The sequence below is a fragment of the Streptacidiphilus sp. PB12-B1b genome (genome assembly GCF_014084125.1).
Classification (GTDB): Bacteria; Actinomycetota; Actinomycetes; order Streptomycetales; family Streptomycetaceae; genus Streptacidiphilus.
The window spans coordinates 2,121,959-2,148,607 of the sequence record NZ_CP048405.1 but is presented as its reverse complement, the minus strand read 5'-3'; the positions used below and the strand labels follow the sequence as shown (position 1 = coordinate 2,148,607).

The following is a 26,649-nucleotide window of genomic DNA, read 5'->3' as shown; positions in this document are numbered from 1 at the left end:
CTGAACAAAAGCCTGCTCACAGGAGCCCCGTCCCGGCAGACGAAAAGGACCCCCACCCGGTCACCCCGGGTGGGGGTCCTCTCAGTTACAGCCCGTCCAGACGCTCAGCGGCAAGCGCTCAGCTCTGGCCGCCCGCGAGCTTCTCGCGCAGCGCGGCGAGGGCCTCGTCGGTCGCCAGGGCGCCCGAGGTCTCGTCGCTGCTCGAGGAGTACGAGCCACCGGAGAGCGCACCCGCGCCACCGGCAGCGGCGGCGCCGGCCTCGGGAGCCGCACCCTCGCCGGCGGCCGCAGCCTCGGCGTCGGCCTCACGGCTCTTGATGACCTGGGCCTGGTGCTGCTCGAAGCGGGCCTGCGCCTCGGCGTACTGGCGCTCCCACTCCTCACGCTGCTTCTCGAAGCCGGGCAGCCAGTCGTTCGCCTCGGGGTCGAAGCCCTCCGGGTAGATGTAGTTGCCCGCGTCGTCGTACGAGGCGGCCATGCCGTAGAGGGTCGGGTCGAACTCGACCGAGGCCGGGTCCGCACCGAGCGACTCGTTGGCCTGCTTCAGCGAGAGGCTGATGCGGCGGCGCTCCAGGTCGATGTCGATGACCTTGACGAAGATCTCGTCGCCGACCTGGACGACCTGCTCCGGGATCTCGACGTGGCGCTCGGCCAGCTCGGAGATGTGGACCAGGCCCTCGATGCCCTCGTCGACGCGCACGAACGCACCGAACGGAACCAGCTTGGTGACCTTGCCGGGGACGACCTGGCCGATCTGGTGGGTCCGGGCGAACTGCTGCCACGGGTCCTCCTGGGTCGCCTTCAGCGACAGGGAGACGCGCTCGCGGTCCATGTCCACGTCGAGGACCTCGACGGTGACCTCCTGGCCGACCTCGACGACCTCGGACGGGTGGTCGATGTGCTTCCAGGACAGCTCGGAGACGTGCACCAGGCCGTCGACGCCGCCCAGGTCCACGAAGGCACCGAAGTTGACGATGGAGGAGACGACGCCGGAGCGCACCTGGCCCTTCTGCAGGGTGGTGAGGAAGGTCTGGCGGACCTCGCTCTGGGTCTGCTCCAGCCAGGCACGGCGGGACAGGACCACGTTGTTGCGGTTCTTGTCCAGCTCGATGATCTTGGCCTCGAGCTCCTTGCCCACGTAGGGCTGGAGGTCGCGGACACGGCGCATCTCGACCAGCGAGGCCGGCAGGAAGCCGCGGAGGCCGATGTCGAGGATGAGACCACCCTTGACGACCTCGATGACGGTACCGGTGACGATGCCGTCCTCTTCCTTGATCTTCTCGATCGTGCCCCAGGCGCGCTCGTACTGGGCGCGCTTCTTGGACAGGATGAGACGACCCTCCTTGTCCTCCTTCTGGAGAACAAGGGCCTCGATGCTGTCGCCGACCTTGACCACGTCATGCGGGTCGACGTCGTGCTTGATGGACAGCTCACGGGACGGAATGACGCCCTCGGTCTTGTAACCGATGTCGAGGAGGACCTCGTCACGGTCGACCTTCACGATGATGCCGTCGACGATGTCGCCATCGTTGAAGTACTTGATGGTCTCGTCGATCGCCGCAAGGAAAGCGTCTGCGTCGCCGATGTCGTTGACCGCCACCTGCGGGGTGGTGCGGGCCTCGATGCTGCTGGTCGTCATTAGGAAAAGGGCTCCGGTACGGACATGAAGTCGTAGGTACTACTACGCCGGGGACCCGTTATCGCTCCACCAAGGACCAGACAGGACAGAACCGGTGTATCGCCACTGTCAGGTCTCCTGGCAGCCGATACCCCGGGCAATGACTGTGGGGTCTTCAACAGATGCGAGCGCGACCTGCTCCGTCCGAGGCGCGCAGGCCCGCAGCGCAACTTGTAGCATACGGGGACAGCCATGCACGGTCAATGCTGGATGCCGCAGGTTGGGGAGGGTCACCGCAGACCGGCGCGAACCGGTCGGAAAGGGCCCTGCACCCGCTCCCGACAGCATGCGAGCACCCACCTCGACGGCGGCACCCGACGCTACTCGCCTAAGGTTACGCTACCCGCGAGATGACTGAGCACACCGCAGCCACCGACGCTGACGACGACGACACCGAGGCCGTGCGACGCCAGGCGGACACCGCCGAGAGCAGCCGGGCCAACCGCAGTTGGTGGGACCGCAACGCCGACGAGTACCAGGACGAGCACGGCGGATTCCTCGGCGACGCCCGGTTCACCTGGTGCCCCGAGGGCCTGGACGAGGCCGACGCCCGGCTCCTCGGCGACCCGGCCGACCTGCGCGGACGCCGGGTGCTGGAGATCGGCGCCGGGGCCGCCCAGTGCTCGCGCTGGCTGGCCGCGCGCGGGGCCCGCCCGGTCGCGCTCGACCTCTCCCACCGGCAGCTGCAGCACGCGCTGCGGATCGACCAGCACCTGGGACTGGTGCCGGTGCCGCTGGTGCAGGCCGACGCCACCGTCCTGCCCTTCGCCGACGGCGCGTTCGACCTCGCCTGCTCCGCCTACGGCGCGGTGCCCTTCGCCGCCGACACCGCGCGGCTGATGCGCGAGGTGCACCGGGTGCTGCGCCCGGGCGGGCGCTGGGTGTTCTCGGTGACCCACCCGGTCCGCTGGGCCTTTCCGGACGAGCCCGGCCCGGAGGGGCTGACGGCGGTCTCCTCCTACTTCGACCGCACCCCCTATGTGGAGGAGGACGAGCACGGCCGGGCCGTGTACGTCGAGCACCACCGCACCCTGGGCGACCGGGTGCGGGAGCTGACGGCGGCCGGCTTCCGCCTGCTCGACCTGGTCGAGCCGGAGTGGCCGCCGGGGCTCACCCAGGAGTGGGGCGGCTGGAGCCCGCTGCGCGGGCGGCACCTCCCGGGCACGGCGATCTTCGTCTGTGCCCGGGACTGATCCCCCGGGGGGCGCGGCTCAGTGGGCCGCGCTCTCCCAGTCCGCGCCGACACCCACCGACACGTCCAGCGGGGCGCGCAGCGGATAGGCGTCCGCCATCTCCCGGCGGACCAGCACCTCGACCCGCTCCCGCTCCCCCGGCGCCAGCTCCAGCACCACTTCGTCGTGGACCTGGAGCAGCATCCGCGAGGCCAGGCCCTCGGCGGTCAGCGCCGCCTGCACCTTCAGCATGGCGATCTTGACGATGTCCGCGGCCGAGCCCTGGATCGGCGCGTTCAGCGCCATCCGCTCGGCCATCTCCCGGCGCTGCCGGTTGTCGCTGGTCAGATCCGGCAGGTAGCGGCGGCGGCCGAGGACGGTCTCGGTGTAGCCGGTGTTCCTGGCCTCGTCCACGACCCGGCGCAGGTAGTCCCGCACCCCGCCGAAGCGCTCGAAGTAGGTGTCCATCAGCCGCCGGGCCTCGCCCGCCTCGATGCCCAGCTGCTGCGACAGGCCGAACGCCGAGAGCCCGTACGCCAGTCCGTACGACATGGCCTTGATCTTGCGCCGCATCTCCGCGTCGACCTGGGGGCGCTCCACGCCGAACACCTGCGCGCCGACGGTGGTGTGCAGGTCCTCGCCGCTGGCGAAGGCCGCCAACAGCGCCTCGTCGCCGGAGAGATGGGCCATGATCCGCAGCTCGATCTGGCTGTAGTCGGCGGTGAGCAGGGCGTCGAAGCCCGCGCCGACGACGAAGGCGCGGCGGATCATCCGGCCCTCCTCGGTGCGGACCGGGATGTTCTGCAGGTTGGGGTCGGTGGACGAGAGCCGGCCGGTCGCCGCCACCATCTGGTTGAAGGTGGTGTGGATCCGGCCGTCCGCCGCGACCGTCTTGATCAGGCCCTCGACGGTGGACCGCAGCCGGGTCTGGTCGCGGTGGCGCAGCAGGATCACCGGCAGCTCGTGCGTGGTCTGCGCGGCCAGCCACGCCAGCGCGTCCGCGTCGGTGGTGAAGCCGGTCTTGATCTTCTTGGTCCTGGGCAGGCCCAGCTCGACGAAGAGGATCTCCTGGAGCTGCTTGGGCGAGCCCAGGTTGAACTCGTGGCCGACCGCGGTGTGGGCCTCCTTGACCGCCTGCTGCACGGCGGCGCCGAACTGCACCTCCAGCTGGGTCAGCCACTCCAGGTCGGCCGCGATCCCGGCCCGCTCCATCCGGGCCAGCAGCGCCGAGATCGGCAGCTCCAGGTCCCGCATCAGCTCCAGCCCGCCGTCCTTGGCCAGCCGCTCCTCGAACACGTCGGACAGGTCGAGCACCGTCCTGGCGCGCACCATCAGCGCCTGTGCGGCGGCCACCGCCTCGTCCTCGGCGTCGTCGCCGAAGGCCAGTTGGCCGCCGTCGCCGGAGCCGGCCGGGTCGAGCTGCCGCCCGAGGTACTCCTCGGCCAGGACGTCCAGGCCGAAGGTGCGGCGGCCGGGCTTCTCCAGGTAGGCGGCCAGGGCGCTGTCGACGGCCACGCCCTCGATCTGCCAGCCGTGCTCGGCGAAGGCCCGCTGCACCTGCTTGGCGATGTGCAGCGCCTTGGGCCGCTCGGGGTCGGCCAGCCAGGCGGCGAAGGCCCGCTCGTCCGCCTCGGCCAGGGCGGAGGGGTCGGCCCAGGCCGCCGGGCCGCCCTCGGCGGCCAGCGCGAACGCGGTCACCTGGCCCTCGCCGCGGGCCCAGCTGTAGTCCGCCATCAGGCCGATCCGACCGGGCCCGGCGGCGTGCTCGGCCAGCCAGCCGGCCAGCGCGCCGTCGTCGGTCAGCAGTTCGCCGTCGACCTCCACGCCCGGACCGGCGGCGGGGGCGGCCTCCTCGGAGCCGCCCGCGCCCGGGTCGGCCGCGAACAGCCGGTCGCGCAGCGCCTGGTTGCGGAACTCCAGGGCCTCCAGCAGCACCAGGGTGGCGTCCCGGTCGTAGGGGCGGCGGTCCAGGTCGTCCAGGCCGAGCGGGAGTTCGACGTCGCGGACCAGCTCGGTCAGCTCGCGGTTGAGCTTCACCGCGTCCAGGCCGGCCCGCAGCTTCTCGCCGATCTTGCCCTTGACCTCGTCGGCGTGCTCGACCAGCTCGTGGAAGGAGCCGTACTGGCCGATCCACTTGGCCGCGGTCTTCTCGCCCACGCCGGGGATGCCGGGCAGGTTGTCGGAGGGGTCGCCGCGCAGCGCCGCCAGGTCCGGGTACTGCTCGGGCGTGACGCCGTACTTCTCGAACACCTTCTCCGGCGTGTAGCGGGTCATCTCGGAGACGCCCTTGGTCGGGTACAGCACCGTGACCTCGGGGCTGACCAGCTGCAGGGCGTCCCGGTCGCCGGTGAGGATCAGCACCTCGAAGCCCTCGGCCCGGGCGCGGGTGGCCAGGGTCGCAATGATGTCGTCGGCCTCGTACTCGGCCAGGCGCAGGTGCGGCACGCGCATGGCGTCCAGCAGCTCGCCGACCAGCTCGACCTGGCCGCGGAACTCCTCCGGCGAGGCGGAGCGGGTGGCCTTGTACTCCGGGTAGATCCCGGCCCGGAAGGTCTTCCGGGAGACGTCGAAGGCCACCGCGAAGTGGGTCGGCGCCTCGTCCCGCAGGATGTTGGCGAGCATCGACGCGAAGCCGTAGACGGCATTGGTCGGCTGGCCGGTGGAGGTGGCGAAGTTCTCGGCAGGGAACGCGTAGAACGCCCGGTAGGCCATGGAATGGCCGTCCAGGAGCAGCAGCCGGCGCCGCCCCTGCTTGCTCGTGCCCGTACTACCCGCCATAACCGCCACCGCTTCCGCCGCCTGAACACACAGCGCCCTGCGCTGCTACCGGACAAAATCCTAGGGCCCCGCACCGACAGCCCGGCTCCCTGACACCGGCCCGCCCCGGGCCGGGCCGTACGATCACAGGAAGATCAGCCCTCAGCGGCTGGGACTCCGACGCACAGGAGCAGCATGTCCGAGCAGCAGCCCGAACCCGGCATCAAACTGAACGTGCCCCAGGACGTCATCGACCGCTTCGCCAAGCTGGGCGTCCAACCCGCCACCTTCTCCGGCGGCGAGCTGGGCGACCGGCTCGGCATCCGGATCATCGAGGCGTCCCCGGAGCGCGTGGTCGGCACCATGCCGGTCGACGGCAACCAGCAGCCGTACGGGCTGCTGCACGGCGGCGCCTCGGCCGCGCTGGCGGAGACGCTGGGGTCGATCGGCGCGATGCTGCACGCCGGTCCGGGCCGCTACGCCGTGGGCGTGGACCTGAACGCGACCCACCACCGCTCGGCCACCTCGGGACTGGTCACCGGAGTGGCCACGGCCGTGTTCCGGGGCCGCACCGCGGCCACCTTCGAGGTGGCGATCACCGACGACCAGGGCCGCCGGATCACCAGCTGCCGGCTGACCTGCATGCTGCGCGACACCTGAGCGCACCCGGCCGGTGCGGGCGGGCGCGGGTGCGCCCCGGGCCCCGCCCGCACCACCATCGGCACATCAGTTCGAGGAGTCGCCCCCGGCCGCCTTCTTCTTGGCGTCCTGCGCGGCGCCCTCCTCGATGACCGCCTCGGCGACCGCCTTCATGGTCATCCGGCGGTCCATCGAGGTCTTCTGGATCCAGCGGAACGCGGCGGGCTCGGTCAGCCCGAACTTGGTCTGCAGCACGCTCTTGGCGCGGTCGACCAGCTTGCGGGTGTCCAGCCGCAGGCTCAGGTCGGCGATCTCCGCCTCCAGCGCGCGGATCTCGCTGTAGCGGGAGACCGCCATCTCGATGGCCGGCACCAGGTCGCTCTTGTTGAACGGCTTGACGATGTAGGCCATCGCCCCGGCGTCCCGGGCCCGGTCCACCAGCTCGCGCTGGGAGAAGGCGGTCAGCATCAGGGTCGGCGCGATGTGCGCCTCGTGGATCTGCTCGGCGGCGGAGAGGCCGTCCAGGATCGGCATCTTCACGTCGAGGATGACCAGGTCGGGGCGGAGCTCGGTGGCGAGCTTCACGGCCTCGGCGCCGTCCCCGGCCTCGCCGACGACGGTGTAGCCCTCCTCCTCCAGCATCTCCTTGAGGTCCAGGCGGATCAGCGCCTCGTCCTCGGCGATGACGACGCGGGTCGTCGTCGGCGGAACATGCTGCTCGGGCTGCTGGGGCTGCTCGGGCTGCTCGTCGTGGGCGGCGGTCACGGTGCTCCTCGTGTGGACGCGGCAGTTGCTCGCACGAGCCTACCCAGCTGCACGAATCGGCCCCGACACGGTACTCTGACCAAGCACATCCGGCCGGGTTGATGGAATCGGCAGACATGATCGCCTCAAAAGCGATTGCCTGAAAGGGCGTGCGGGTTCAAGTCCCGCACCCGGCACCCAGTTCTCCCTTGGTTTCCAAGGTCATCGCCGCTCTCGCGGCCCGCTGGCCGCTGTTTTCAGGGCCGCTCCCTTCCGCGACCCCTGCGCGCCCTCCCCGCGCGCCTTCCCGCGCACTCTCCCACGGCCGCCGTCCGGCCGCGACCGGTCGCGCCCGTCAATCACCCGTACGAATGACACGCGCCCGTATTCCGGGCAAACACGGCCGGGCCCGGCCGACCCATTCGGCCGATATTGATCCGACCATCATTCGATCACTATTTCTCCGAGCCCGAATCGGCGCCCGCCCCCGCCCCGCGCCCGGGCCTGCCCCAAACCGCCGACCTGACCGGCCGTCACCCCCGTTGCACCGGCGCTGACGTGCGCCGACGCGCCCCCGCCCGGCCACCCCCCGCTACCGCCAAGCGGGTGTGAACGCGCCCATTCGAACGCATCTATTCATCGTCAGAATCACCGCGCGCGAGTAATCTGCATCTCATTCCATGCAACTCTCAGCGATCTGCCATGAATTCGAGAGGCGCCCATCATGTCATCCACTGACCAGCTGTCCCCATCGGCCCTGCCCGGCCATAATCTCCGGCGGGAGATCGGCCTCATCGGACTGATGTGGGCGTCCGTCGGCTCGATCATCGGCTCGGGCTGGCTCTTCGGCGCGCAGAAGGCCGTCGTGGTCGCCGGGCCCTCGGCGCTCATCTCGTGGTGCATCGGAGCGGTGGCGATCATCCTGCTGGCACTGGTCCACGCGGAGCTGGGCGGCATGTTCCCGGTGGCCGGCGGCACCGCGCGCTACCCGCACTACACCTACGGCGGCCTGGCCGGGATGTCCTTCGGCTGGTTCTCCTGGCTGCAGGCGGCGACGGTGGCGCCGATCGAGGTCGAGGCCATGATCGGCTACGCCAAGCACTGGTCCTGGGCGGACGGCTTCCAGAACGCCGACGGCACCCTGACCGCCTCCGGCTTCATCGTCGCCGTGATCCTGATGGCCGTCTTCGTCGCCATCAACTTCCTCGGGGTGCGGCTGCTCGCCCGCACCAACAGCGCGGCGACCTGGTGGAAGATCGCCATCCCGCTGCTCACCATCTTCGTGCTGGCGATCACGCACTTCCACGGGACCAACTTCACCTCCCAGGGCTTCGCCCCGTTCGGCGCCAAGGGCATCCTGACCGCGATCAGCACCAGCGGCATCATCTTCGCCCTGCTCGGCTTCGAGCAGGCGATCCAGCTGTCCGGCGAGAGCCGCAACCCCAGGCGGGACATCCCCCGCGCCGTCCTCGGCTCGGTCACCCTGGGCTCCGCCATCTACATCGCCCTGCAGGTGGTGTACATCGCCGCGATGCCCCGCTCGGCCTTCGCGCACGGCTGGGGCAACCTCAACTACGCGGGCATCAGCGGTCCCTTCGCCGGCCTGGCCACCATCGTCAGCCTGGGCTGGCTGGCCTGGATCCTCTACGCGGACGCCATCATCTCGCCGGCCGGCACCGGCCTGATCTACACCACCTCCACCTCGCGCATCTCCTACGGCCTGAGCCGCAACGGCTACGCCCCGCAGCTGTTCGAGCAGACCGACCGGCGCGGCGTGCCGTGGTTCGGCCTGATCATGTCCTTCGTCACCGGCGTGCTGTGCTTCCTGCCGTTCCCCAGCTGGCAGCAGCTGGTCTCCTTCATCACCTCGGCCAGCGTGCTGATGTACGCCGGCGCCCCGCTCGCCTACGGCGTGCTGCGCACCAAGCTGCCCGACCGCGAGCGCCCGTACCGGCTGCCCGCCGGGCAGATCATCTCGCCGCTGTCCTTCGTCGTCGCCAGCCTGATCATCTACTGGGCCGGCTGGGACACCCTGTGGCGGCTGGGCATCGCCATCGTCCTCGGCTACGCGCTGCTGGGCTCCTACGCCTGGTACGCCAACTCCAAGGGGCTGCCCAACGCCCCGGAGATGAACTGGCGCTCCGCGCAGTGGCTGCCGGTGTACCTGGTCGGCATGGGCGTCATCTCCTGGCAGGGCAGCTTCTGCGAGACGGCCGGCTGCGGGGCCCGCGACAACCTGCCGCTGTGGTGGGACATCGGCGTGATCGCGGTGTTCTCGCTGGCCGTCTACTACTGGGCCCTGTCGGTCGGCCTGGGCCCGGAGGCGATCGAGCGGAACATCGCCGACGTCGAGGTCGTGGACGCGGGCGGCCACTGACACGACGTCAGCAGCACCCGGTAGACGACCGAGCCCGGTCGGCGGCGCAAGCCACCGGCCGGGCTCGGTCGTGTACTTGGTGATCATTCCGCGCAGCGCATGACCATGCAGGGCGGTGGCACGCGTTCGTACAGCCCCGAAGGCATAGCCGAACGCCCGCCCCGAACATTGCGACCAGATAGCCCCTGGAATGCCCGTACGTCAATACCGGGACCAAAACAATCGAAAGCTCAGAGATTCCTCAAGTCACAGAATGGGATCGATCGGGCTGCCAGGCTTGTCCGCCAAGGCGTCTACGAGGCCACCTAGATGGGCACTGACCTGCGCCGGGCGCCCGTCCTGAGATTTGTCTGTGTTACGGGGACGAAAAACGCCCGGGGAAATGTATCCATTCAGCATCGACGTCTATGCATGGAGACTAACTGCCCCTAGCCTGGGGCAACTCTCAACCTCCTGACCACACATTCGAGAGGTCAACTCAGCATGGCTACTGCAGACCAGCTGTCCCCGCCCACCGCATCTGGCCGCAATCTTCGGCGAGAGGTCGGCCTGATTGGGCTGCTCTGGGCGTCCGAAGGCTCGATCATCGGCTCCGGATGGCTCTTCGGCGCGAAGAATGCCCTGATCACGGCCGGTCCTGCCGCCCTGATCTCCTGGGGCATAGCCGCGGTCATCATCATCATCCTCGCGCTGGTCCACGCCGAACTCGGCGGGATGTTCCCGATCTCGGGTGGTACCGCCCGGTTCCCGCACTACTCCTTCGGCGGTGCAGCGGGCGCCTCATTCGGCTGGTTCTCCTGGCTGCAGGCAGCCTCGGTGGCTCCGGTCGAGGTCGAAGCCATGATCCAGTACGCGCAGCACTGGCACTGGGCTGACAGTTGGATGCACGTCAAGGGCGGCACCAACGTCCTGACCGGGCTCGGCATCGTGATAGCCGTCGTACTGATGGCGATCTTTGTCTCCATCAACTTCCTCGGCATCCGGATGCTGGCGCGCGTCAACACTGTGGCGACCTGGTGGAAGGTGGGTGCGCCGCTGCTTGCCATCCTCGTGCTGGCGATCAGTAACTTCCACGGCGGCAACTTCACCGCCGGCGGCGGCTTCATGCCCTTCGGCTTCAAGTCCGTCCTGCTGGCGATCCCCGGCAGCGGCATCGTGTTCTCGCTGCTCGGCTTCGAGCAGGCGATCCAGCTCGCCGGTGAGTCGTCTAACCCGAAGCGTGACATTCCGCGGGCGACCATCCTGTCCATCCTGATCGGCGCCGCGATCTACATCCTGGTCCAGGTCGTCTACATCGCGGCTCTGCCCGCTGCCACCTTCGTCAAGGGCTGGGCGAACCTGAGCTACGCCAACGACGCTGCCCCGATGGCCGGTCTGGCCACCCTGGTCGGCATCGGCTGGCTCGCCTTCATCCTCTACGCCGACGCGGTCATCTCCCCCGGTGGCACCGCGCTGATCTACTCGACCTCGACCTCCCGCGTGTCCTACGGCCTCAGCCGCAACGGCTACTTCCCCGAGGTGTTCGAGCGCACTGACCGCCGGGGCGTGCCGTGGTTCGGCATGATCATGGCCTTCGTCGCCGGATGTATCTTCTTCCTCCCGTTCCCGAGCTGGCAGCAGCTGGTCAACCTGATCACCTCCGCGAGCGTGCTGATGTACGCCGGCGCTCCGCTCGCCTTCGGCGCGTTCCGCAACCGGCTGCCGGAGCACTCGCGGGCCTACACCCTGCGCTTTGGCACGGTGGTCGCACCGATCGCCTTCATCCTCGCCAACCTGATCATCATGTGGTCGGGCTGGACCACCGTCTACAAGCTGGGCATCGCGATCCTGATCGGCTACGTGCTGCTCGCCATCACGCAGGTGTTCAAGCTGAACCCGATCAAGCCGCAGCTCGACTTCAAGGCCGCGCAGTGGCTCCTGCCCTACCTGCTCGGCATCGGCCTGATCACCTACCTGGGCAGCTTCGGGCCGAGGACGTCCCCGGTCCTCCACTTCGGCTGGGACATGGGCGTCGTCGCCGTGTTCAGCCTCGCCATCTACTACTGGGCGATGGCGGTCGCACTGCCGACCGAGCGCATCCAGGCCATGATCGACGAGGTCGTCGTCATCGAGGAGTCGGGCCACTGACCTCCCGATGCTCAGACGGCTGAGCCCGACCGGTGTGCCTACCGGTCGGGCTCGGTTCGTGTGCGGCTCCCGCGTGGGGTCAGTGGGCGGCCGGCGTGGACGAGTCGTCCTGGCCGACGTGGTGCACCCGGACCAGGTTGGTCGAGCCCTCGCGGCCGGGCGGCGAGCCGGCCGTGATCACCACGCGGTCGCCCGGCTCGCAGCGGCCGAGCTCCAGCAGCGCGGCGTCGACCTGGGCGACCATCTCGTCGGTGGTGTCGACCAGCGGGCCCATGAACGTCTCCACGCCCCAGCTCAGCGAGAGCTGGCTGCGGACGGCCGGTTCGTAGGTGAAGGCCAGCACCGGGATCGGCGAGCGGTAGCGCGACAGCCGCCGCGCGGTGTCGCCGGACTGGGTGAAGGCCACCAGGTACCTGGCGTCCAGGAAGTCGCCGATCTCGGCGGCCGCCCGGGCCACCGCGCCGCCCTGGGTGCGCGGCTTGTTGCTCTCGGTGAGCGGGGGCAGCCCCGCGCCGATGATGTCCTCCTCGGCCGCGCAAACGATGCGGGCCATGGTCCGCACCGTCTCCACCGGGTACTTGCCGACGCTGGTCTCACCGGAGAGCATCACCGCGTCCGCCCCGTCCAGGACGGCGTTGGCGACGTCGGAGGCCTCGGCGCGGGTCGGCCGGGAGGCGCTGATCATCGAGTCCAGCATCTGGGTGGCGACGATCACCGGCTTGGCGTTGCGGCGGCAGAGCTTGATGGCGCGCTTCTGGACCAGCGGCACCTGCTCCAGCGGCATCTCCACGCCGAGGTCGCCGCGGGCGACCATGACACCGTCGAAGGCGTCCACGATGCCCTCGAGGTTCTGCACCGCCTGCGGCTTCTCCACCTTGGCGATGACCGGGACGTAGCGTCCCGCCTTGGCCATGACGTCGTGGACGTCCTTGATGTCGTCCGCGCTGCGGACGAAGGAGAGCGCGATCATGTCGGCTCCCACACGGAGCCCCCAGCGCAGGTCGGCGACGTCCTTGTCGCTGAGCGCGGGGACACTGACAGCCACTCCGGGCAGGTTGAGGCCCTTGTGGTCGGAGACCATGCCGCCCTCGACGACGGCGCACTCCACCCGGGTGCCGTCGACGCCGACGACCTCCAGGGCGACCCTGCCGTCGTCCACCAGGATGCGCTCACCGGGGCTGACGTCGCCGCACAGCCCCTTGTAGGTGGTGCCGCAGCAGTGGCGGTCGCCGGGGACGTCCTCGGTGGTGATGGTGAAGCGGTCGCCGCGTTCCAGCAGGACCGGACCCTCGGCGAAGGTCTCCAGGCGGATCTTGGGGCCCTGCAGGTCGACGAGGACGCCGACGCTGCGGCCGGTCTCGTCGGCGGCCTTGCGGACCCGGCGGTAGCGTTCCTCGTGTTCGGCGTAGGAGCCGTGGCTGAGGTTGAGGCGGGCCACGTCCATACCGGCGTCGACCAGAGCCTTGATCTGGTCGTACGAGTCGGTGGCGGGGCCTAGCGTACAGACGATTTTTGCTCGGCGCATGACTCCGAGCGTAGGTCTTACCGGCCGGTAGTGACGAGGCCCTCCAGGGTCGCCGAGTGTACGCACGGCGAAGACCGGTGGAACTTCTCCGCGCGGCCCGCCGGGCGGCGCGCAGATGAACTCCCGTGGAACTCAAGGGGTTGAGCCGGATCTCGGGTTCCGGCGCTGGTGAGGCTTGCCTAACATCAGTCCCCGGTATCACTACGGAGCAGCAGGCGGGGTGCGGTGTGACGGAGTCCGAGGAGCCCGGGGAGCCCGGAGGGCGGCCGCGATGGCGGCGTCCCTGGCTGGTGGCCGGGGCCGCGGCGGCGGTGGTCGCGCTGGGGGCCGGGGCGGTGGCCTACGCGCACGGGTCCTCCCCGGCGAAGCCCGCCGCGCCGCAGGACGGCTACCCCGGGCTGCCGCACACCACGGTGGACATCGCGTCCGACACCTGCGGCCGGGGCTGGACCGCCCCGCACACCGGGCTGCAGGTGTTCGACCTGGTCGGTACCGGTCCGGTGGCCGCCGACGCCTATCTGGAGACGGCGGCGGGCGCGGTCGTCGGCGAGGTGGAGAGCCTGTCGCCGGGCACGACCCGGCCGTTCGTGGTGCGGCTGGCCGCGGGCAGCTACACCTTCCAGTGCCTGCCGCAGGACGAGGCCGCGGTCAAGGGCCCGGTGGTGAAGGTGGCCGGCAGCGGCGGCGGCTCGCCCGCGGTGGTGCCGGTGACCCAGCAGGACCTGATCCCGCCGACGCTGGCCTACGAGCACTGGGTGTCCACCCAACTCCCGGGCCTGGTACGGGATGTGGACACACTGCAGGCCGCGGTGGCGCACGGCGACCTGGCCGCGGCGCGCACCGACTGGCTGCCGGCGCACCTCGACTACGAGCGGCTGGGCGCGGCCTACGACGCCTTCGGCCCACTGGACGGCAGCATCAACGGCACCACCCAGGGCCTGCCCGACGGGCTGACCGACCCCGGCTTCACCGGCTTCCACCGGCTGGAGTACGGGCTGTGGCACGGGCAGTCGGCGAGCGCGCTGGCACCGGTCGCGGCCACGCTCGGCAAGGACGTCCGGGCGCTCCAGGCGAAGTGGCCGACCGAGCAGATGGATCCGCTGCTGCTGGGGCTGCGGGCGCACGAGATCGTGGAGAACGCCGTCCAGTTCGAGCTGACCGGGCGGACCGACTACGGCAGCGGCTCCAACCTGGCGACGGTGGGGGCCAACCTGCAGGGCACGCAGGAGGCGCTGACGCTGCTGAAGCCGCTGCTGTCGACCAGGATGACGACGCTGCCGCAGATCAACGCGGACATGGCCGCCGCCGAGGCGGAGCTGGCCGGTCTGGGCGGGGCGCCGCTGGGGTCGCTGCCGACCACCCGGCGGGAGCAGCTGAACGCGGTGTTCGGGCAGCTGGTGGACGATCTGGCACCGGTCGCGGCCGTGTGCGACGTACGGAGGACCTCATGACGGGCAGGGGTGGACAGGTGGACCGGCGGTCGGTGCTGCGCGGTGCGCTGGCGGCGGGAGCGGTGGGCGCGGCGACCGGCGCGGCGGTGGCCTCCTCCGCCGCGTCGGCGGCGGCCTCGGCGCCCGCGGCCGACTCCGGCCCGGCGGCGTCCTACCCGTTCGAGGGGGTGCACCAGGCCGGGGTGCTGACCGAGAAGCAGCGCTGCGCCGCCTTCGTCTCGTTCGACGTGACCGCGGCGGACCGGGCGGGCCTGTCGGAGCTGCTGGGTACGCTGACGCAGCGGCTGCGCTTCCTGACGGCGGGCGGGGTGCCGGAGCCGCTGGGGATCAGCGCGCCGCCGTCGGATTCCGGGGTGCTCGGGCCGGAGGTCCCGGCCGACGGGCTGACCGCGACGGTCGCGGTGGGCTCGTCGCTGTTCGACGGGCGCTTCGGCCTGGCGGCGCGCAAGCCGCTGCGGCTGAAGCCGATGACCTCCTTCCCGGACGACGACCTGGATCCGGCCTGGTGCCAGGGCGACCTGATGCTGCAGCTGTGCGCGAACAACGCGGACACGGTCGCGCACGCGCTGCGGGACCTGGCCATGCACACCCGCGGCGGGATGCAGGTGCGCTGGCGGATCGACGGCTTCAACTCGCCGCCGCGCCCCAGCGGCACCCCGCGCAACCTGCTGGGTTTCCGGGACGGCACGGCCAACCCGCCGGTGGACGACGCCCGGACGATGGACCAGGTGGTCTGGGTGGGCCCGGGGCAGGGCGAGCCGGCCTGGGCGGTGAACGGCTCGTACCTGGCGGTGCGGGTGATCCGGATGCGGGTGGAGTTCTGGGACCGGGTGTCGCTGAACGAGCAGGAGCGGATGATCGGGCGGCAGCGCTCCTCCGGCGCTCCGCTGGACGGCCAGCTGGAGACCGACGCGCCGCAGTACACCGCCGACCCCATGGGCGACGTCATCCCGCTGGACAGCCACATGCGGCTGGCGAATCCGCGCACCCCGGGATCGGACGGGTTGCGGATGCTGCGGCGCGGATACAACTACGACCTGGGGACGGACAGCAACGGCAACCTCGACATGGGCCTGGTGTTCTGCGCGTACCAGCAGGATCTGGACCGTCAGTTCATAGCGGTGCAGAACCGGTTGGCGGGCGAGCCGTTGATCGACTACATCTCGCCGTACGGCGGCGGGTACTTCTTCGTCCTGCCGGGTGTACGGAATGCCCGGGATTGGCTGGGGAGTTCACTGTTGGTGTGAGTCTGCAGGTTCTTCTCACCCGCCGTTCACGCTCCCTTCATCATCAGGCTCCGCGCGGGTCGTGCCGGGGCCCGAGGATGCGGGACGTGAGCGGCGGGTCGAGAGGTCGGCCGCTCTCCCCATCAAGCACTGGTGTGCCTGTTCCACTCGGTCCTGCGGAGGGCTCGGTATGTCGACATTTTCTGGTGGTGCCCGGTACGGGCGGCGTCTCGCCGCCCTGGCCGGCGCGGCGGCGCTGATCGCGGCGGCGGGGGCCTCCCCGGCGTGGGCGGGCAGCGGCCACGGCGGCCATGGTCACGCTGGTCGGACGAGCACGGCGACTCCGATCAAGCACCTGGTGGTCGTCTACGGCGAGAACATCTCCTTCGACCACTACTTCGGGACGTACCCGAAGGCGGCCAACACCGACGGCACGCCGTTCACCGCCGCCAAGAACACACCGAAGCGGATCACCACCGAGGCCAACGCCGGCCTGCTGACCAAGAACCCGAACCTGTACGCCCCGCAGCGGCTGTCCCCCTCGGAGGCGGTGACCTGCGACCAGAACCACAACTACAACCCGGAGCAGCTGGCGTACGACAGCGGCAAGGCCGACCTGTTCGTGCAGAACACCTCCCGCGACACCTGCTCGGGCGGCCTGTACGAGGCCCCGGGCCTGGCGATGGACTACTACGACGGCAACACCGTCACCGCGCTGTGGAACTACGCGCAGAACTACGTGCTGTCGGACAACTCCTTCGACGCCACCTACGGCCCGTCCACCCCGGGCGCGCTGAACCTGGTCTCCGGCCAGACCCACGGCGTGGTCTCGGACACCGGCACCGGCAGCACCACCGACCCGGTGCGGACCACCACCCCGGTCACCTCGGTCGTCCAGTCGCCGAACGCGCAGGGCGTGGGCACCATCAACGGTGACACCGACCCGGCCTACGACGACTGCTCCGACAAGGACCACACCAGCACCTCGGCGCTGGCCGAGATGACCGGCAAGAACGTCGGCGACCTGCTCAACGCCAAGGACGTGACCTGGGGCTGGTTCGAGGGCGGCTTCACCCCGAGCACCCCGTACGCCGGCGCCGGCACCTACGCCAAGTGCGCGGGCACCACCCACGCGAACGTCCTGGGCGAGGCGTCCGAGGACTACGTCCCGCACCACGACCCGTTCCAGTACTACGCCTCGACGGCCAACCCGCACCACCTGGCGCCGACCAGCCTCGCCGAGGTCGGCCACAACGGCCAGGCCAACCACCAGTACGACATGTCGTACTTCGACCAGGCGGTGGCCGCCGACGACCTGCCTGCGGTCAGCTTCCTCAAGGCCCCCTCCTACGAGGACGGCCACGCGGCCTCGTCCGACCCGATCGACGAGCAGAACTTCCTGATCAAGGAGATCAACGAGCTGCAGAAGTCGCCGGAGTGGTCCTCGACCGCCGTGGTCCTGGCCTACGACGACTCGGACGGCTGGTACGACCACGTCTACCACGCGCCGACCAACGGCTCGACCGACTCCACCCAGGACGCCGCCGCCTGCCAGGCCGGTCCGTCCGCCGCCGCCGGCTACCTGGACCGTTGCGGCCCGGGCCCGCGCCAGCCGCTGCTGGTCATCTCGCCCTACTCGCGCACCAACTACATCGACGACAAGTTCACCACCCAGGCGTCGATCACCGCGTTCATCGAGAGCAACTGGCGCACCGGCCACATCGGCGCCGGCTCCTTCGACACCACCTCGGGCTCGCTGTTCTCGGCCTTCGACTTCCAGCACCCGAACGACAAGCAGGTGCTGCTCAACGCCAACGGCTCGGTCGCCTCGGTCCGGCCGATCACCGTGTTCGACAACCAGGACACCGTGGCCAGCCTGCCGCTGCAGAACACCGCCTCGGCCACCAGCTCCTCCAACTCGGTGGAGCTGTCCGGCGCCCTGGGCGCGGCCGCGCTCGCGGCGATCGGCACCGGCTACTGGGTGGCCCGCCGCAACCGCCGCCGCCAGGTCGCCTGAACGGCGTCGTCCGACCGGCTCGCCTGACCGTCAGGCAGCGCACCAGGGGCCCGCGCCCGGGATTCGTCCCGGGGGCGGGTCCCTTCGGCGTACGGCCGGGCGTCCGCCGCGCGGGCGGGCCCGGACATGAAGCAGCACCTGCCTCTCACCTTGGTCGGGGACGAGAGGCAGGTGCTCATTGTTCTCCGCGGCGATCCGGCGGCGCTGGCGGGGACGCGGTAACGCAGCCTTCCGGGCTGCTCCCTCTACTGTGCCACAGGTGGCACGTCACACGGTGAGGGGGCGGTCCGTCGGGCGGATCGGGGCGGGCAGCGTCGAGGCGCGCCCGGAGAGGTAGCTGTCGACGGCCTTGGCGGCGGAGCGGCCCTCGGCGATGGCCCAGACGATCAGCGACTGGCCGCGCCCGGCGTCCCCGGCCACGAAGACGCCGTCGACGTTGGTGCCGAAGCGGTCGTCGCGGCCGACGTTGCCCCGGGCGTCGAGGTCCACGCCGAGCTGCTCGACCAGGCCGTTCCTGGTGTCGGTGCCGGTGAAGCCCATGGCCAGGGTGACCAGTTGGGCCGGGATGGCGCGCTCGGTGCCGGGGACCGGCTCGAACCGGCCGTCCTTGAACTCCACCTCGACCAGGTGCAGCTCCTGGACGTTGCCGTCCTCGTCGCCGGTGAAGCGGGTGGTGTTGACCGCGTAGACGCGCTCGCCGCCCTCCTCGTGCGCGGAGGTGACCTTGTAGACCATGGGCATGCTCGGCCAGGGCTGGTGCGCCGGGCGGTCGTCGCTGGGCCGGGGCATGATCTCCAGCTGGGTGACCGAGGCCGCGCCCTGCCGCAGGGCGGTGCCCAGGCAGTCCGCGCCGGTGTCGCCGCCGCCGATGACGATGACGTGCTTGCCGGCGGCGCTGATCGGCGACTCGACGTAGTCGCCCTCCTGCACCTTGTTGGACAGCGGCAGGTACTCCATGGCCTGGTGGATGCCGCGCAGCTCGCGGCCGGGCACCGGCAGGTCGCGGGCGGTGGTGGCGCCGGCCGCGATGACGACCGCGTCGAAGCGGTCCCGCAGCTGGCGGCCGGTGATGTCCACACCGGCCTCGACCCCGGTGCGGAACCGGGTGCCCTCGGCGCGCATCTGCTCCACCCGCCGGTTGACGTGCCGCTTCTCCATCTTGAACTCGGGGATGCCGTAGCGCAGCAGGCCGCCGACGCGGTCGGCGCGCTCGTACACCACCACGGTGTGGCCGGCCCGGGTGAGCTGCTGGGCGGCGGCGAGCCCGGCCGGGCCGGAGCCGACGACGGCGACGGTCTTGCCGGAGAGCCGGTCCGGCGGCTGCGGGGCGACCCCGCCGTTGTCCCACGCCTTGTCGATGATGGTGACCTCGACGTTCTTGATGGTCACCGGGTCCTGGTTGATGCCGAGGACGCAGGCCGACTCGCACGGCGCCGGGCACAGCCGCCCGGTGAACTCCGGGAAGTTGTTGGTGGCGTGCAGGCGCTCGATGGCGCCCTTCCAGTCGTCCCGGTAGGCGAGGTCGTTCCACTCGGGGATGAGGTTCCCCAGCGGACAGCCGTTGTGGCAGAACGGGATGCCGCAGTCCATGCAGCGGCCGGCCTGCTTGGTGATGATGGGCAGGAGGCTGCGTTCGACGTAGACCTCGTTCCAGTCCCTGATCCGGACGTCCACGGGGCGGCGGTCGGCGAGCTGCTTGGGCGTCGTCAGGAAGCCCTTGGGGTCAGCCATGGTTGGCGGCCTCCATCATCTTCGCAGTGGTGTCGGACTCGGAGAGTCCGTCTCGCTCGGCGGCGTCCTTGGCGGCGAGCACGGCCTTGTAGTCACGGGGCATGATCTTGGAGAAGCGGGAGAGCCCGCTGCCCCAGTCGGCGAGGAGTTCGGCGGCCACGGTGGAGCCGGTCTCCTCGTAGTGCTGCTGGACGGTCTCGCGCAGCCACTCGCGGTCGGTCGCGTCGGGGGCCTCGATGCCCACCATGCCGGTGTTGACGTTGTTGGGTCGCAGGTCGAGCACGTAGCCGATGCCGCCGGACATGCCGGCCGCCAGGTTGCGCCCGGTGGCGCCGAGGACGACCACCCGGCCGCCGGTCATGTACTCCAGGCCGTGGTCGCCCACGCCCTCGACGACCAGGGTGGCACCGGAGTTGCGCACCGCGAACCGCTCGCCGGCCTTGCCGCGCAGGTGGATGCGACCGGAGGTGGCGCCGTAGCCGATGGTGTTGCCGGCGATGACGTGGTTCTGGGCGTCGGCGCCGATCGCGGCCGCCTCCCGGGAGGGGCGGACCACCAGCACGCCGCCGGACAGGCCCTTGCCGACGTAGTCGTTGGCGTCGCCCTCCAGCCGCAGGGTGATGCCGCGCGGCACGAACGCGCCGAACGACTGCCCGGCGGAGCCGGTGAAGGTGACGTCGATGGTGCCCTCGGGCAGGCCCTCGCCCCGGTACCGCTTGGTCACCTCGTGGCCGAGCATGGTGCCGACAGTGCGGTTGACGTTGCGGATCGGCAGCTGGATGCGGACCGCCTCGCCGTGCTCCAGGGCCTCCTGGCTCAGCTCGATCAGCTGGTTGTCCAGGGCCTTGTCCAGGCCGTGGTCCTGGGCGGTGGTCCGGTGCAGCGAAGCGCCCTCGGGCAGTGCCGGGACGTGCAGCAGCGGGGCGATGTCCAGCCCGTTGGCCTTCCAGTGGTCCACGGCCTTGGCGGCGTCGATCAGCTCGGCGTGGCCGACGGCCTCCTCGATGCTGCGGAAGCCCAGCTCGGCGAGGAGCTCGCGGACCTCCTCGGCGATGAACTCGAAGAAGTTGACGACGAACTCGGGCTTGCCGCTGAAACGTTCCCGCAGCACCGGGTTCTGGGTGGCGACGCCGACCGGGCAGGTGTCCAGGTGGCAGACGCGCATCATGATGCAGCCGGAGACCACCAGCGGCGCGGTGGCGAAGCCGAACTCCTCCGCGCCCAGCAGCGCGGCGATGACGACGTCCCGGCCGGTCTTCAGCTGGCCGTCGGTCTGCACCACGATCCGGTCGCGCAGGCCGTTGAGCAGCAAAGTCTGCTGGGTCTCGGCCAGGCCCAGCTCCCACGGGCCGCCGGCGTGCTTGAGGCTGGTGAGCGGGGAGGCGCCGGTGCCGCCGTCGTGCCCGGAGACCAGGACGACGTCCGCGTGGGCCTTGCTGACGCCCGCCGCGACCGTGCCCACGCCGACCTCGGAGACCAGCTTCACGTGGATGCGGGCGGCCGGGTTGGCGTTCTTCAGGTCGTGGATGAGCTGGGCGAGGTCCTCGATGGAGTAGATGTCGTGGTGCGGCGGCGGCGAGATCAGGCCGACGCCGGGGGTGCTGTGCCGGGTCCGGGCCACCCACGGGTAGACCTTGTGGCCGGGCAGCTGCCCGCCCTCGCCGGGCTTGGCGCCCTGGGCCATCTTGATCTGGATGTCGTCGGCGTTGACCAGGTACTCGCTGGTGACGCCGAAGCGTCCGGAGGCGACCTGCTTGATCGCGGAGCGGCGCTCCGGGTCGTGCAGCCGCTCCGGGTCCTCGCCGCCCTCACCGGTGTTGGACTTGCCGCCGATGCGGTTCATGGCGATGGCCAGGGTCTCGTGCGCCTCCATGGAGATGGAGCCGTAGGACATGGCCCCGGTGGAGAAGCGCTTGACGATCTCGCTGACCGGCTCGACCTCGTCCAGGGGGACCGGCTCGCGGCCCTCGGCGTTGAAGCCGAACAGCCCGCGCAGCGTCATCAGCCGCTCGGCCTGCTCGTTCACCCGGGAGGTGTACTGCTTGAAGATGTCGTACCGCTTGGTGCGGGTGGAGTGCTGCAGCCGGAACACCGTGTCCGGGTCGAACAGGTGCGGCTCGCCCTCGCGGCGCCACTGGTACTCGCCGCCGATCTCCAGTCGGCGGTGGGCCGGGGAGATGCCGGAGACCGGGTACGCCTGGGCGTGGCGGGCGGCGGTCTCCTGGGCGATCTGGTCCAGGGTGATGCCGCCGAGCTTGGTGGTGGTGCCGGTGAAGTAGCTGTCCACCAGCTCCTGCGACAGCCCGATCGCCTCGAAGACCTGCGCGCCCCGGTAGGAGGCGACGGTGGAGATGCCCATCTTGGACATGACCTTGAGGACGCCCTTGCCGAGCGCGTAGATCAGGTTGCGGATGGCCTTCTCGGGCTCGGTGCCCTGGATGAAGGTGTTCTGCGCGACCAGGTCCTCGACCGACTCCATGGCCAGGTACGGGTTGACCGCGCCCGCGCCGTAGCCGACCAGCAGCGCGACGTGGTGCACCTCGCGGACGTCTCCGGCCTCCACGATCAGGCCGACGTGGGTGCGCTGCTTGGTGCGGATCAGGTGGTGGTGCACGGCGGCGGTGAGCAGCAGCGAGGGGATCGGCGCGTGCTCGGCGTCGGAGTGCCGGTCGGAGAGGACGATGATGCGGGCGCCCTCGGCGATGGCGGCGTCGGCCTCGTCGGCGATCTCCGCGAGCCGGGCGGCCAGCGCGGGGCCGCCTCCGGCGACCTTGTACAGGCCGGAGAGGGTGACCGCCTTCAGGCCGGGCAGGTCGCCGTCCTGGTTGATGTGGACCAGCTTGGCCAGCTCGTCGTTGTCTATCACCGGGAAGGGGATGGTGACGGAGCGACAGGAGGCCGCCTCGGCGTGCAGCAGGTTGCCCTCGGGACCGAGGTTGCTGGACAGCGAGGTGATCAGCTCCTCGCGGATGGCGTCCAGCGGCGGGTTGGTGACCTGGGCGAACAGCTGGGTGAAGTAGTCGAAGAGCAGCCGGGGCTTCTCGGAGAGCGCGGCGATGGGTGAGTCGGTGCCCATGGAGCCCAGCGGCTCGCCGCCGGTCCTGGCCATCGGCGCGAGGATGATCCGCAGCTCCTCCTCGGTGTAGCCGAAGGTCTGCTGACGGCGGGTCACCGAGGCGTGGGTGTGGGCGATGTGCTCGCGCTCGGGCAGGGCGTCCAGGGTGATCGAGCCGGCGTGCAGCCACTCCTGGTAGGGGTTCTCGGCGGCGAGGGCGGACTTGATCTCCTCGTCCTCGACGATGCGGCCCTCGGCGGTGTCGATCAGGAACATCCGGCCGGGCTGCAGCCGACCCTTGCGGACCACCTGGTCCTGCGGGATGTCCAGCACGCCGACCTCGGAGGCCAGCACGACCAGGCCGTCCTCGGTGACCCAGTAGCGGGCCGGGCGCAGGCCGTTGCGGTCCAGCACGGCGCCGATCCGGGTGCCGTCGGAGAAGGTGACGCAGGCCGGGCCGTCCCAGGGCTCCATCAGGTTGGAGTTGAACTGGTAGAAGGCGCGGCGGGCCGGGTCCATGGTGGTGTGGTTCTCCCACGCCTCCGGGATCATCATCAGCACCGCGTGCGGCAGGCTGCGGCCGCCGAGGTGGAGCAGTTCCAGCACCTCGTCGAAGGAGGCGGTGTCGGAGTGGTCCGGGGTGCAGATCGGGAAGATCCGGTTGAGGTCGCCGGGGATGGCGTCGGTGGCCAGCTGCGACTCCCGGGCCGTCATCCAGTTGCGGTTGCCCTTGACCGTGTTGATCTCGCCGTTGTGGGCGATGAAGCGGTACGGGTGGGCCAGCGGCCAGCTGGGGAAGGTGTTGGTGGAGAAGCGGGAGTGGACCAGGCCGATCGCGGTGGTGTAGCTGCGGTCGGACAGGTCGGGGAAGAACGGCTCCAGCTGCCCGGTGGTGAGCATGCCCTTGTAGACCAGGGTGCGCGCGGACAGCGAGGGGAAGTAGACGCCGCTCTCGCGTTCGGCGCGCTTGCGCAGCACGAAGGCGATCCGGTCCAGCTCCAGGCCGGTGCGCAGGCCGGCGCTGTCGCTGACGAACAGCTGGCGGAAGCGCGGCATGACCGAGCGGGCGGTGTCGCCGAGCAGGTCCGGGCTGGTCGGGACGTCGCGCCAGCCGAGGACGGTGAGGCCCTCCTCGGCGGCGATCGCGTCGATGGTGGCGACGGCGGCGGCGTCGGCCGCGTCGTCGTCGGGGAGGAAGGCGATGCCGACCGCGTAGGCGCCGGCCGCGGGCAGCTCGAAGCCGGCGCGGGCGCGCAGGAAGGCGTCCGGGATCTGGGTGAGGATGCCCGCGCCGTCACCGGAGTCGGCCTCGGCGCCGGTGGCGCCGCGGTGCTCCAGGTTGCGCAGCACGGTGAGCGCCTGCTCGACGATGCGGTGCTCGGCCTTGCCGGTGAGGGTTGCGACGAAGCCGACACCGCAGGCGTCGTGTTCGTTGCCCGAGTCGTAGAGGCCCTGCGGGGCGGGGCGCCCGTCGGCCAGGGCCTGGTAGGGGCGGGGGGCCCTGTCGTTCTGATGAGCAGAGCGCGGGGACGCAGACAGCATCGGCTCTCCCGTCGTGTCGTCGTGTTCGGCATGGTCGCAATTCACATGCGCATCCGGGACGACGCTGGCCCTCTGCGGTGTCGTGCAGGTTACATGATGCCCGAGATTCCACTAAGTGGATTCCAGAGTCCATCATGTGGACTTAGCCAGCAGGTCAGGCCCTGTTTGAGGCCATGCTCGGCAATCTCGAAACACGGCCCCCCTCGGTGTTCGAGAGCCGGGTGTGTTGTCGCAAGTGTGCCCGAACGACCCGGAGCCGAAACAGTGGGTTTACCTGATCACACGGTGTGAGTAACACCACCTGGACAGCGTCGACGACGCCGCTGCCGACCTCCTGCTGACCCGCCGCACACCCCCTGCGGTCAGCCCAGGTGCGCACCGATCAGCTGCCCCAGGACGAAGGTCACCCCGGCCGCGACGCTGCCCAGCGCCAGCTGCCGCAGACCGCTGAACCACCAGCTGCGCGCGGTGACCCGGCTGACCACGGCGCCGCAGCCGAACAGCCCGAGCAGCGCCAGCCCCAGCGAGGGCAGCAGGCTGGTGGTGCCCAGCAGGTACGGCAGCAGCGGCAGCAGCGCGCCCAGCGCGAAGGCCGCAAAGGACGAGCCGGCCGCCAGCAGCGGCGAGGGCAGATCCGCCGGGTCGATGCCCAGTTCCTCGCGGGCGTGCACCTCCAGCGCCCGCTCCGGGTCGGCGGTCAGCTGCTGCGCCACCTCGAACGCCAGCTTGGGCTCCACGCCGCGTTCGACGTACAGCTGGGCCAGCTCGGCCAGCTCCTCGTTGGGGTGACGGCGCAGCTCCAGCCGCTCCACCTCCAGTTCGGCCTGGACCAGCTCCCGCTGGGAGGCGACCGAGGTGTACTCCCCCGCCGCCATCGAGCAGGCCCCGGCGACCAGCCCGGCCAGCCCTGTCAGCACGATCGCCCGGTGCCCGGCGTCGCCGCCGACCACGCCCGCCATCAGCGCGAAGTTCGACACCAGCCCGTCCATCGCACCGAAGACCGCCGGGCGCAGCCAGCCGCCGCTGACGTCGCGGTGCGTGTGGGCGTACGCCTCGGCGGTGGCCGCTATGGAGTCGGCGGTCACCGTGGGGCGCGGGTCGGCGGCGGCGGAAGAGGCGGAGGAGTACGGCACTGTCGTGGTCACACTGCCGAAGTTAACGCGTTCGCTGATGCCGTGCCAGCAAGGCAGTACTGCCTAACCACCCCATCTGACCTGCAAGGTTAGCCTTTCCTATGCTCCTGCGCGGACCTCGCGGCGGCCCTTCAGCAGGCGGCGGCCGAGCCGCTGCCCGGGCAGTTCCACCCACCGGTGCAGCGCGTTGGCCAGCGCCAGCAGCACCACCAGGAACAGGGCCGTGCAGCCGAATTCGGCGGGCAGGTCGCGGTACGGGGCCCAGCCGATGTCCGTCAGCAGCCACTGCACGGCGTGCAGCAGCGGGACGTGCAGCAGGTACACCGCGTAGCTGATCGCGCCCAGCCGGCTCAGCCAGGCCGGGGTCCGCCGCCTGCGCAGCAGCATGCCCGCGCCGAACACCAGCCAGGCCGCCGCGAAGGCGGTGCACCAGCTGAAGGCGGACGTGGTCCAGATCAGGTTCAGCCGGGTGCCCGCGTACCGGTCCCCGGCCAGCAGCCCGGCCGTGAAGACGAAGGCGCAGCAGGCGACCGCGTACCGGCGGCGGATCTGCCCGCGCTCGGCCCGCTGGATGGCGGTGCCGGTGAACATGGTGGCCAGGATCATCGTGCTCTCGAACGCCGCCGAGCGGCCGTCCACCAGCACCAGCACCAGCCCGAGCAGTCCGAGCGCGGCCACGCCGCAGCGCACCGCCGCCCGGCGGCCGCTCAGGATGCAGGCCAGGGCGGCGACCACGGTCGCGGCGGCCACCGCGACCGTCCGCTCGGTGGCCGGAAGCGACGGCACCAGCAGCCCCACCGGCAGCAGCCCGCCGGCGAACAGCGCCGCCGCCGCGAAGCCGGACGCCGCCGGCGCGCTGCGCCGGTGCCAGCCGCACAGGAACAGGGCCGAGACCAGGAAGTAGAAGACCATCTCGTAGCAGAGGGTCCAGGCGACGTCGAGGCCGTTGGGCACGCCGAGGAGGTCCTGCAGCAGGATGCCGTCGGCCGCCAGGGACAGCCAGGGGTGCTGGAACACGGCGGTGCCGACTCCGGCGTGGGCGCGCGGCAGGAGCAGCAGGGCAGCGGCGAACACCACCAGGTAGAGCGGGTAGATCCGGAAGATCCGCCCGGCCCAGAAGGCCCGCAGATCGCCCCGGCGCTCCAGCGAGGCGGGCACGATGTACCCGCTTATCAGGAAGAACAGGAAGACCCCGAAGATCCCCGCGTCCAGGTACTGGTGGCTGTGCCGGTAGGCGTCGTCGAACAGGGTGGGCCCGGCGTGCTGGAAGACGACGGCCAGGGCCGCGATCCCGCGCAGCGCGTCGAGCCAGCCCAGCCGGGCGGCGGCGGGCCGGGCGGCAGCGGCCGCAGCGGCGGTCCCGTCGGCGGTCCCGTCGGCGGCGGGCGGCTGGACGGCGGGCTGGCCCTGGGCGGGGACGGTTTGCCTGACTCTTACCTGAATCACGCGAGGAGCCTAAGCCCTGCTTCTGAGGG

15 protein-coding genes and 1 tRNA gene are annotated in these 26,649 nt (G+C 70.7%); 8 read left to right on the top strand and 8 right to left on the bottom strand.

Features of this window, described 5'->3' with window-relative positions; all coding sequences use genetic code 11:
* Nucleotides 1–118: 118 nt before the first annotated feature.
* Nucleotides 119–1,639 carry a 30S ribosomal protein S1 gene (rpsA, locus tag GXW83_RS09735; protein ID WP_182442676.1) on the bottom strand — a complete coding sequence of 507 codons (1,521 nt, stop codon included), beginning with the start codon at nt 1,637–1,639 and terminating at the stop codon, nt 119–121.
* Nucleotides 1,640–2,028: 389 nt separating this feature from the next.
* On the opposite strand from rpsA, the gene GXW83_RS09730 reads away from it, so the two are divergent.
* A complete protein-coding gene (locus GXW83_RS09730) occupies nt 2,029–2,871 on the top strand; it encodes a class I SAM-dependent methyltransferase (protein ID WP_182442675.1) in 843 nt (280 codons plus the stop codon).
* Between the two features lie 18 nt (nt 2,872–2,889).
* Here the strand turns inward: GXW83_RS09730 and polA are convergent, their stop codons facing one another.
* Entirely contained in the window at nt 2,890–5,628 is a 2,739-nt protein-coding gene (gene polA / locus GXW83_RS09725) for a DNA polymerase I (protein ID WP_182442674.1), read from the bottom strand.
* A 174-nt stretch (nt 5,629–5,802) separates the two neighbouring features.
* Between polA and GXW83_RS09720 the strand changes: the two genes are divergently transcribed.
* On the top strand, nt 5,803–6,267 hold the full coding sequence (locus GXW83_RS09720; protein WP_182442673.1) for a PaaI family thioesterase: 465 nt from the start codon (nt 5,803–5,805) through the stop codon (nt 6,265–6,267).
* 66 nt (nt 6,268–6,333) lie between these two features.
* Here the strand turns inward: GXW83_RS09720 and GXW83_RS09715 are convergent, their stop codons facing one another.
* Nucleotides 6,334–7,011: an ANTAR domain-containing response regulator gene (locus GXW83_RS09715; protein ID WP_182442672.1), complete on the bottom strand. Its 678-nt coding sequence runs from the start codon at nt 7,009–7,011 to the stop codon at nt 6,334–6,336.
* A 92-nt stretch (nt 7,012–7,103) separates the two neighbouring features.
* Here GXW83_RS09715 and GXW83_RS09710 point away from each other — a divergent pair.
* The 3 genes from GXW83_RS09710 to GXW83_RS09700 all read left to right on the top strand — a co-directional run bounded on the left by GXW83_RS09710 (nt 7,104) and on the right by GXW83_RS09700 (nt 11,494).
* Nucleotides 7,104–7,187, top strand: a tRNA-Leu gene (locus GXW83_RS09710).
* Nucleotides 7,188–7,714: 527 nt separating this feature from the next.
* Nucleotides 7,715–9,367, top strand: coding sequence for an APC family permease (locus GXW83_RS09705; protein ID WP_182442671.1), 1,653 nt, complete (start codon nt 7,715–7,717; stop codon nt 9,365–9,367).
* A 483-nt stretch (nt 9,368–9,850) separates the two neighbouring features.
* Nucleotides 9,851–11,494: an APC family permease gene (locus GXW83_RS09700; protein ID WP_182442670.1), complete on the top strand. Its 1,644-nt coding sequence runs from the start codon at nt 9,851–9,853 to the stop codon at nt 11,492–11,494.
* 79 nt (nt 11,495–11,573) lie between these two features.
* On the opposite strand, the gene pyk is transcribed toward GXW83_RS09700, so the two are convergent.
* Complete coding sequence (gene pyk / locus GXW83_RS09695) at nt 11,574–13,019, bottom strand: pyruvate kinase (RefSeq protein WP_182442669.1); 1,446 nt, start codon at nt 13,017–13,019, stop codon at nt 11,574–11,576.
* 227 nt (nt 13,020–13,246) lie between these two features.
* Between pyk and GXW83_RS09690 the strand changes: the two genes are divergently transcribed.
* The 3 genes from GXW83_RS09690 to GXW83_RS09680 all read left to right on the top strand — a co-directional run bounded on the left by GXW83_RS09690 (nt 13,247) and on the right by GXW83_RS09680 (nt 17,713).
* Nucleotides 13,247–14,470, top strand: coding sequence for an EfeM/EfeO family lipoprotein (locus GXW83_RS09690; protein WP_182442668.1), 1,224 nt, complete (start codon nt 13,247–13,249; stop codon nt 14,468–14,470).
* Nucleotides 14,467–15,717, top strand: a complete 1,251-nt coding sequence (gene efeB, locus GXW83_RS09685; protein ID WP_182442667.1) for an iron uptake transporter deferrochelatase/peroxidase subunit — start codon at nt 14,467–14,469, stop codon at nt 15,715–15,717. The genes GXW83_RS09690 and efeB overlap by 4 nt, the downstream gene beginning before the upstream one ends.
* Before the next feature lie 169 nt (nt 15,718–15,886).
* Complete coding sequence (locus GXW83_RS09680; RefSeq protein ID WP_182442666.1) at nt 15,887–17,713, top strand: phospholipase C; 1,827 nt, start codon at nt 15,887–15,889, stop codon at nt 17,711–17,713.
* Nucleotides 17,714–17,980: 267 nt separating this feature from the next.
* Here the strand turns inward: GXW83_RS09680 and GXW83_RS09675 are convergent, their stop codons facing one another.
* From GXW83_RS09675 to GXW83_RS09660, 4 genes are all read right to left on the bottom strand, one after another.
* Nucleotides 17,981–19,444, bottom strand: a complete 1,464-nt coding sequence (locus GXW83_RS09675; RefSeq protein ID WP_182442665.1) for a glutamate synthase subunit beta — start codon at nt 19,442–19,444, stop codon at nt 17,981–17,983.
* The gene (gene gltB / locus GXW83_RS09670; protein ID WP_182442664.1) at nt 19,437–24,041 is read right to left on the bottom strand and encodes a glutamate synthase large subunit; all 4,605 of its coding nucleotides are present in this window, start codon (nt 24,039–24,041) and stop codon (nt 19,437–19,439) included. The genes GXW83_RS09675 and gltB overlap by 8 nt, the downstream gene beginning before the upstream one ends.
* Before the next feature lie 362 nt (nt 24,042–24,403).
* Nucleotides 24,404–25,126, bottom strand: coding sequence for a VIT1/CCC1 transporter family protein (locus tag GXW83_RS09665; RefSeq protein WP_225447459.1), 723 nt, complete (start codon nt 25,124–25,126; stop codon nt 24,404–24,406).
* A 147-nt stretch (nt 25,127–25,273) separates the two neighbouring features.
* Nucleotides 25,274–26,620, bottom strand: a complete 1,347-nt coding sequence (locus GXW83_RS09660) for an acyltransferase (RefSeq protein WP_182442663.1) — start codon at nt 26,618–26,620, stop codon at nt 25,274–25,276.
* Nucleotides 26,621–26,649 lie beyond the last annotated feature (29 nt).

Bases quoted from the DNA above. Each gene is read 5' to 3' on its own strand.
- rpsA (WP_182442676.1), bottom strand. From the start codon at position 1,639: ATGACGACCAGCAGCATCGAGGCCCGCACCACCCCGCAGGTGGCGGTC.
- GXW83_RS09730 (WP_182442675.1), top strand. From the start codon at position 2,029: ATGACTGAGCACACCGCAGCCACCGACGCTGACGACGACGACACCGAG.
- polA (WP_182442674.1), bottom strand. From the start codon at position 5,628: ATGGCGGGTAGTACGGGCACGAGCAAGCAGGGGCGGCGCCGGCTGCTG.
- GXW83_RS09720 (WP_182442673.1), top strand. From the start codon at position 5,803: ATGTCCGAGCAGCAGCCCGAACCCGGCATCAAACTGAACGTGCCCCAG.
- GXW83_RS09705 (WP_182442671.1), top strand. From the start codon at position 7,715: ATGTCATCCACTGACCAGCTGTCCCCATCGGCCCTGCCCGGCCATAAT.
- GXW83_RS09700 (WP_182442670.1), top strand. From the start codon at position 9,851: ATGGCTACTGCAGACCAGCTGTCCCCGCCCACCGCATCTGGCCGCAAT.
- pyk (WP_182442669.1), bottom strand. From the start codon at position 13,019: ATGCGCCGAGCAAAAATCGTCTGTACGCTAGGCCCCGCCACCGACTCG.
- efeB (WP_182442667.1), top strand. From the start codon at position 14,467: ATGACGGGCAGGGGTGGACAGGTGGACCGGCGGTCGGTGCTGCGCGGT.
- GXW83_RS09680 (WP_182442666.1), top strand. From the start codon at position 15,887: ATGTCGACATTTTCTGGTGGTGCCCGGTACGGGCGGCGTCTCGCCGCC.
- GXW83_RS09675 (WP_182442665.1), bottom strand. From the start codon at position 19,444: ATGGCTGACCCCAAGGGCTTCCTGACGACGCCCAAGCAGCTCGCCGAC.
- gltB (WP_182442664.1), bottom strand. From the start codon at position 24,041: ATGCTGTCTGCGTCCCCGCGCTCTGCTCATCAGAACGACAGGGCCCCC.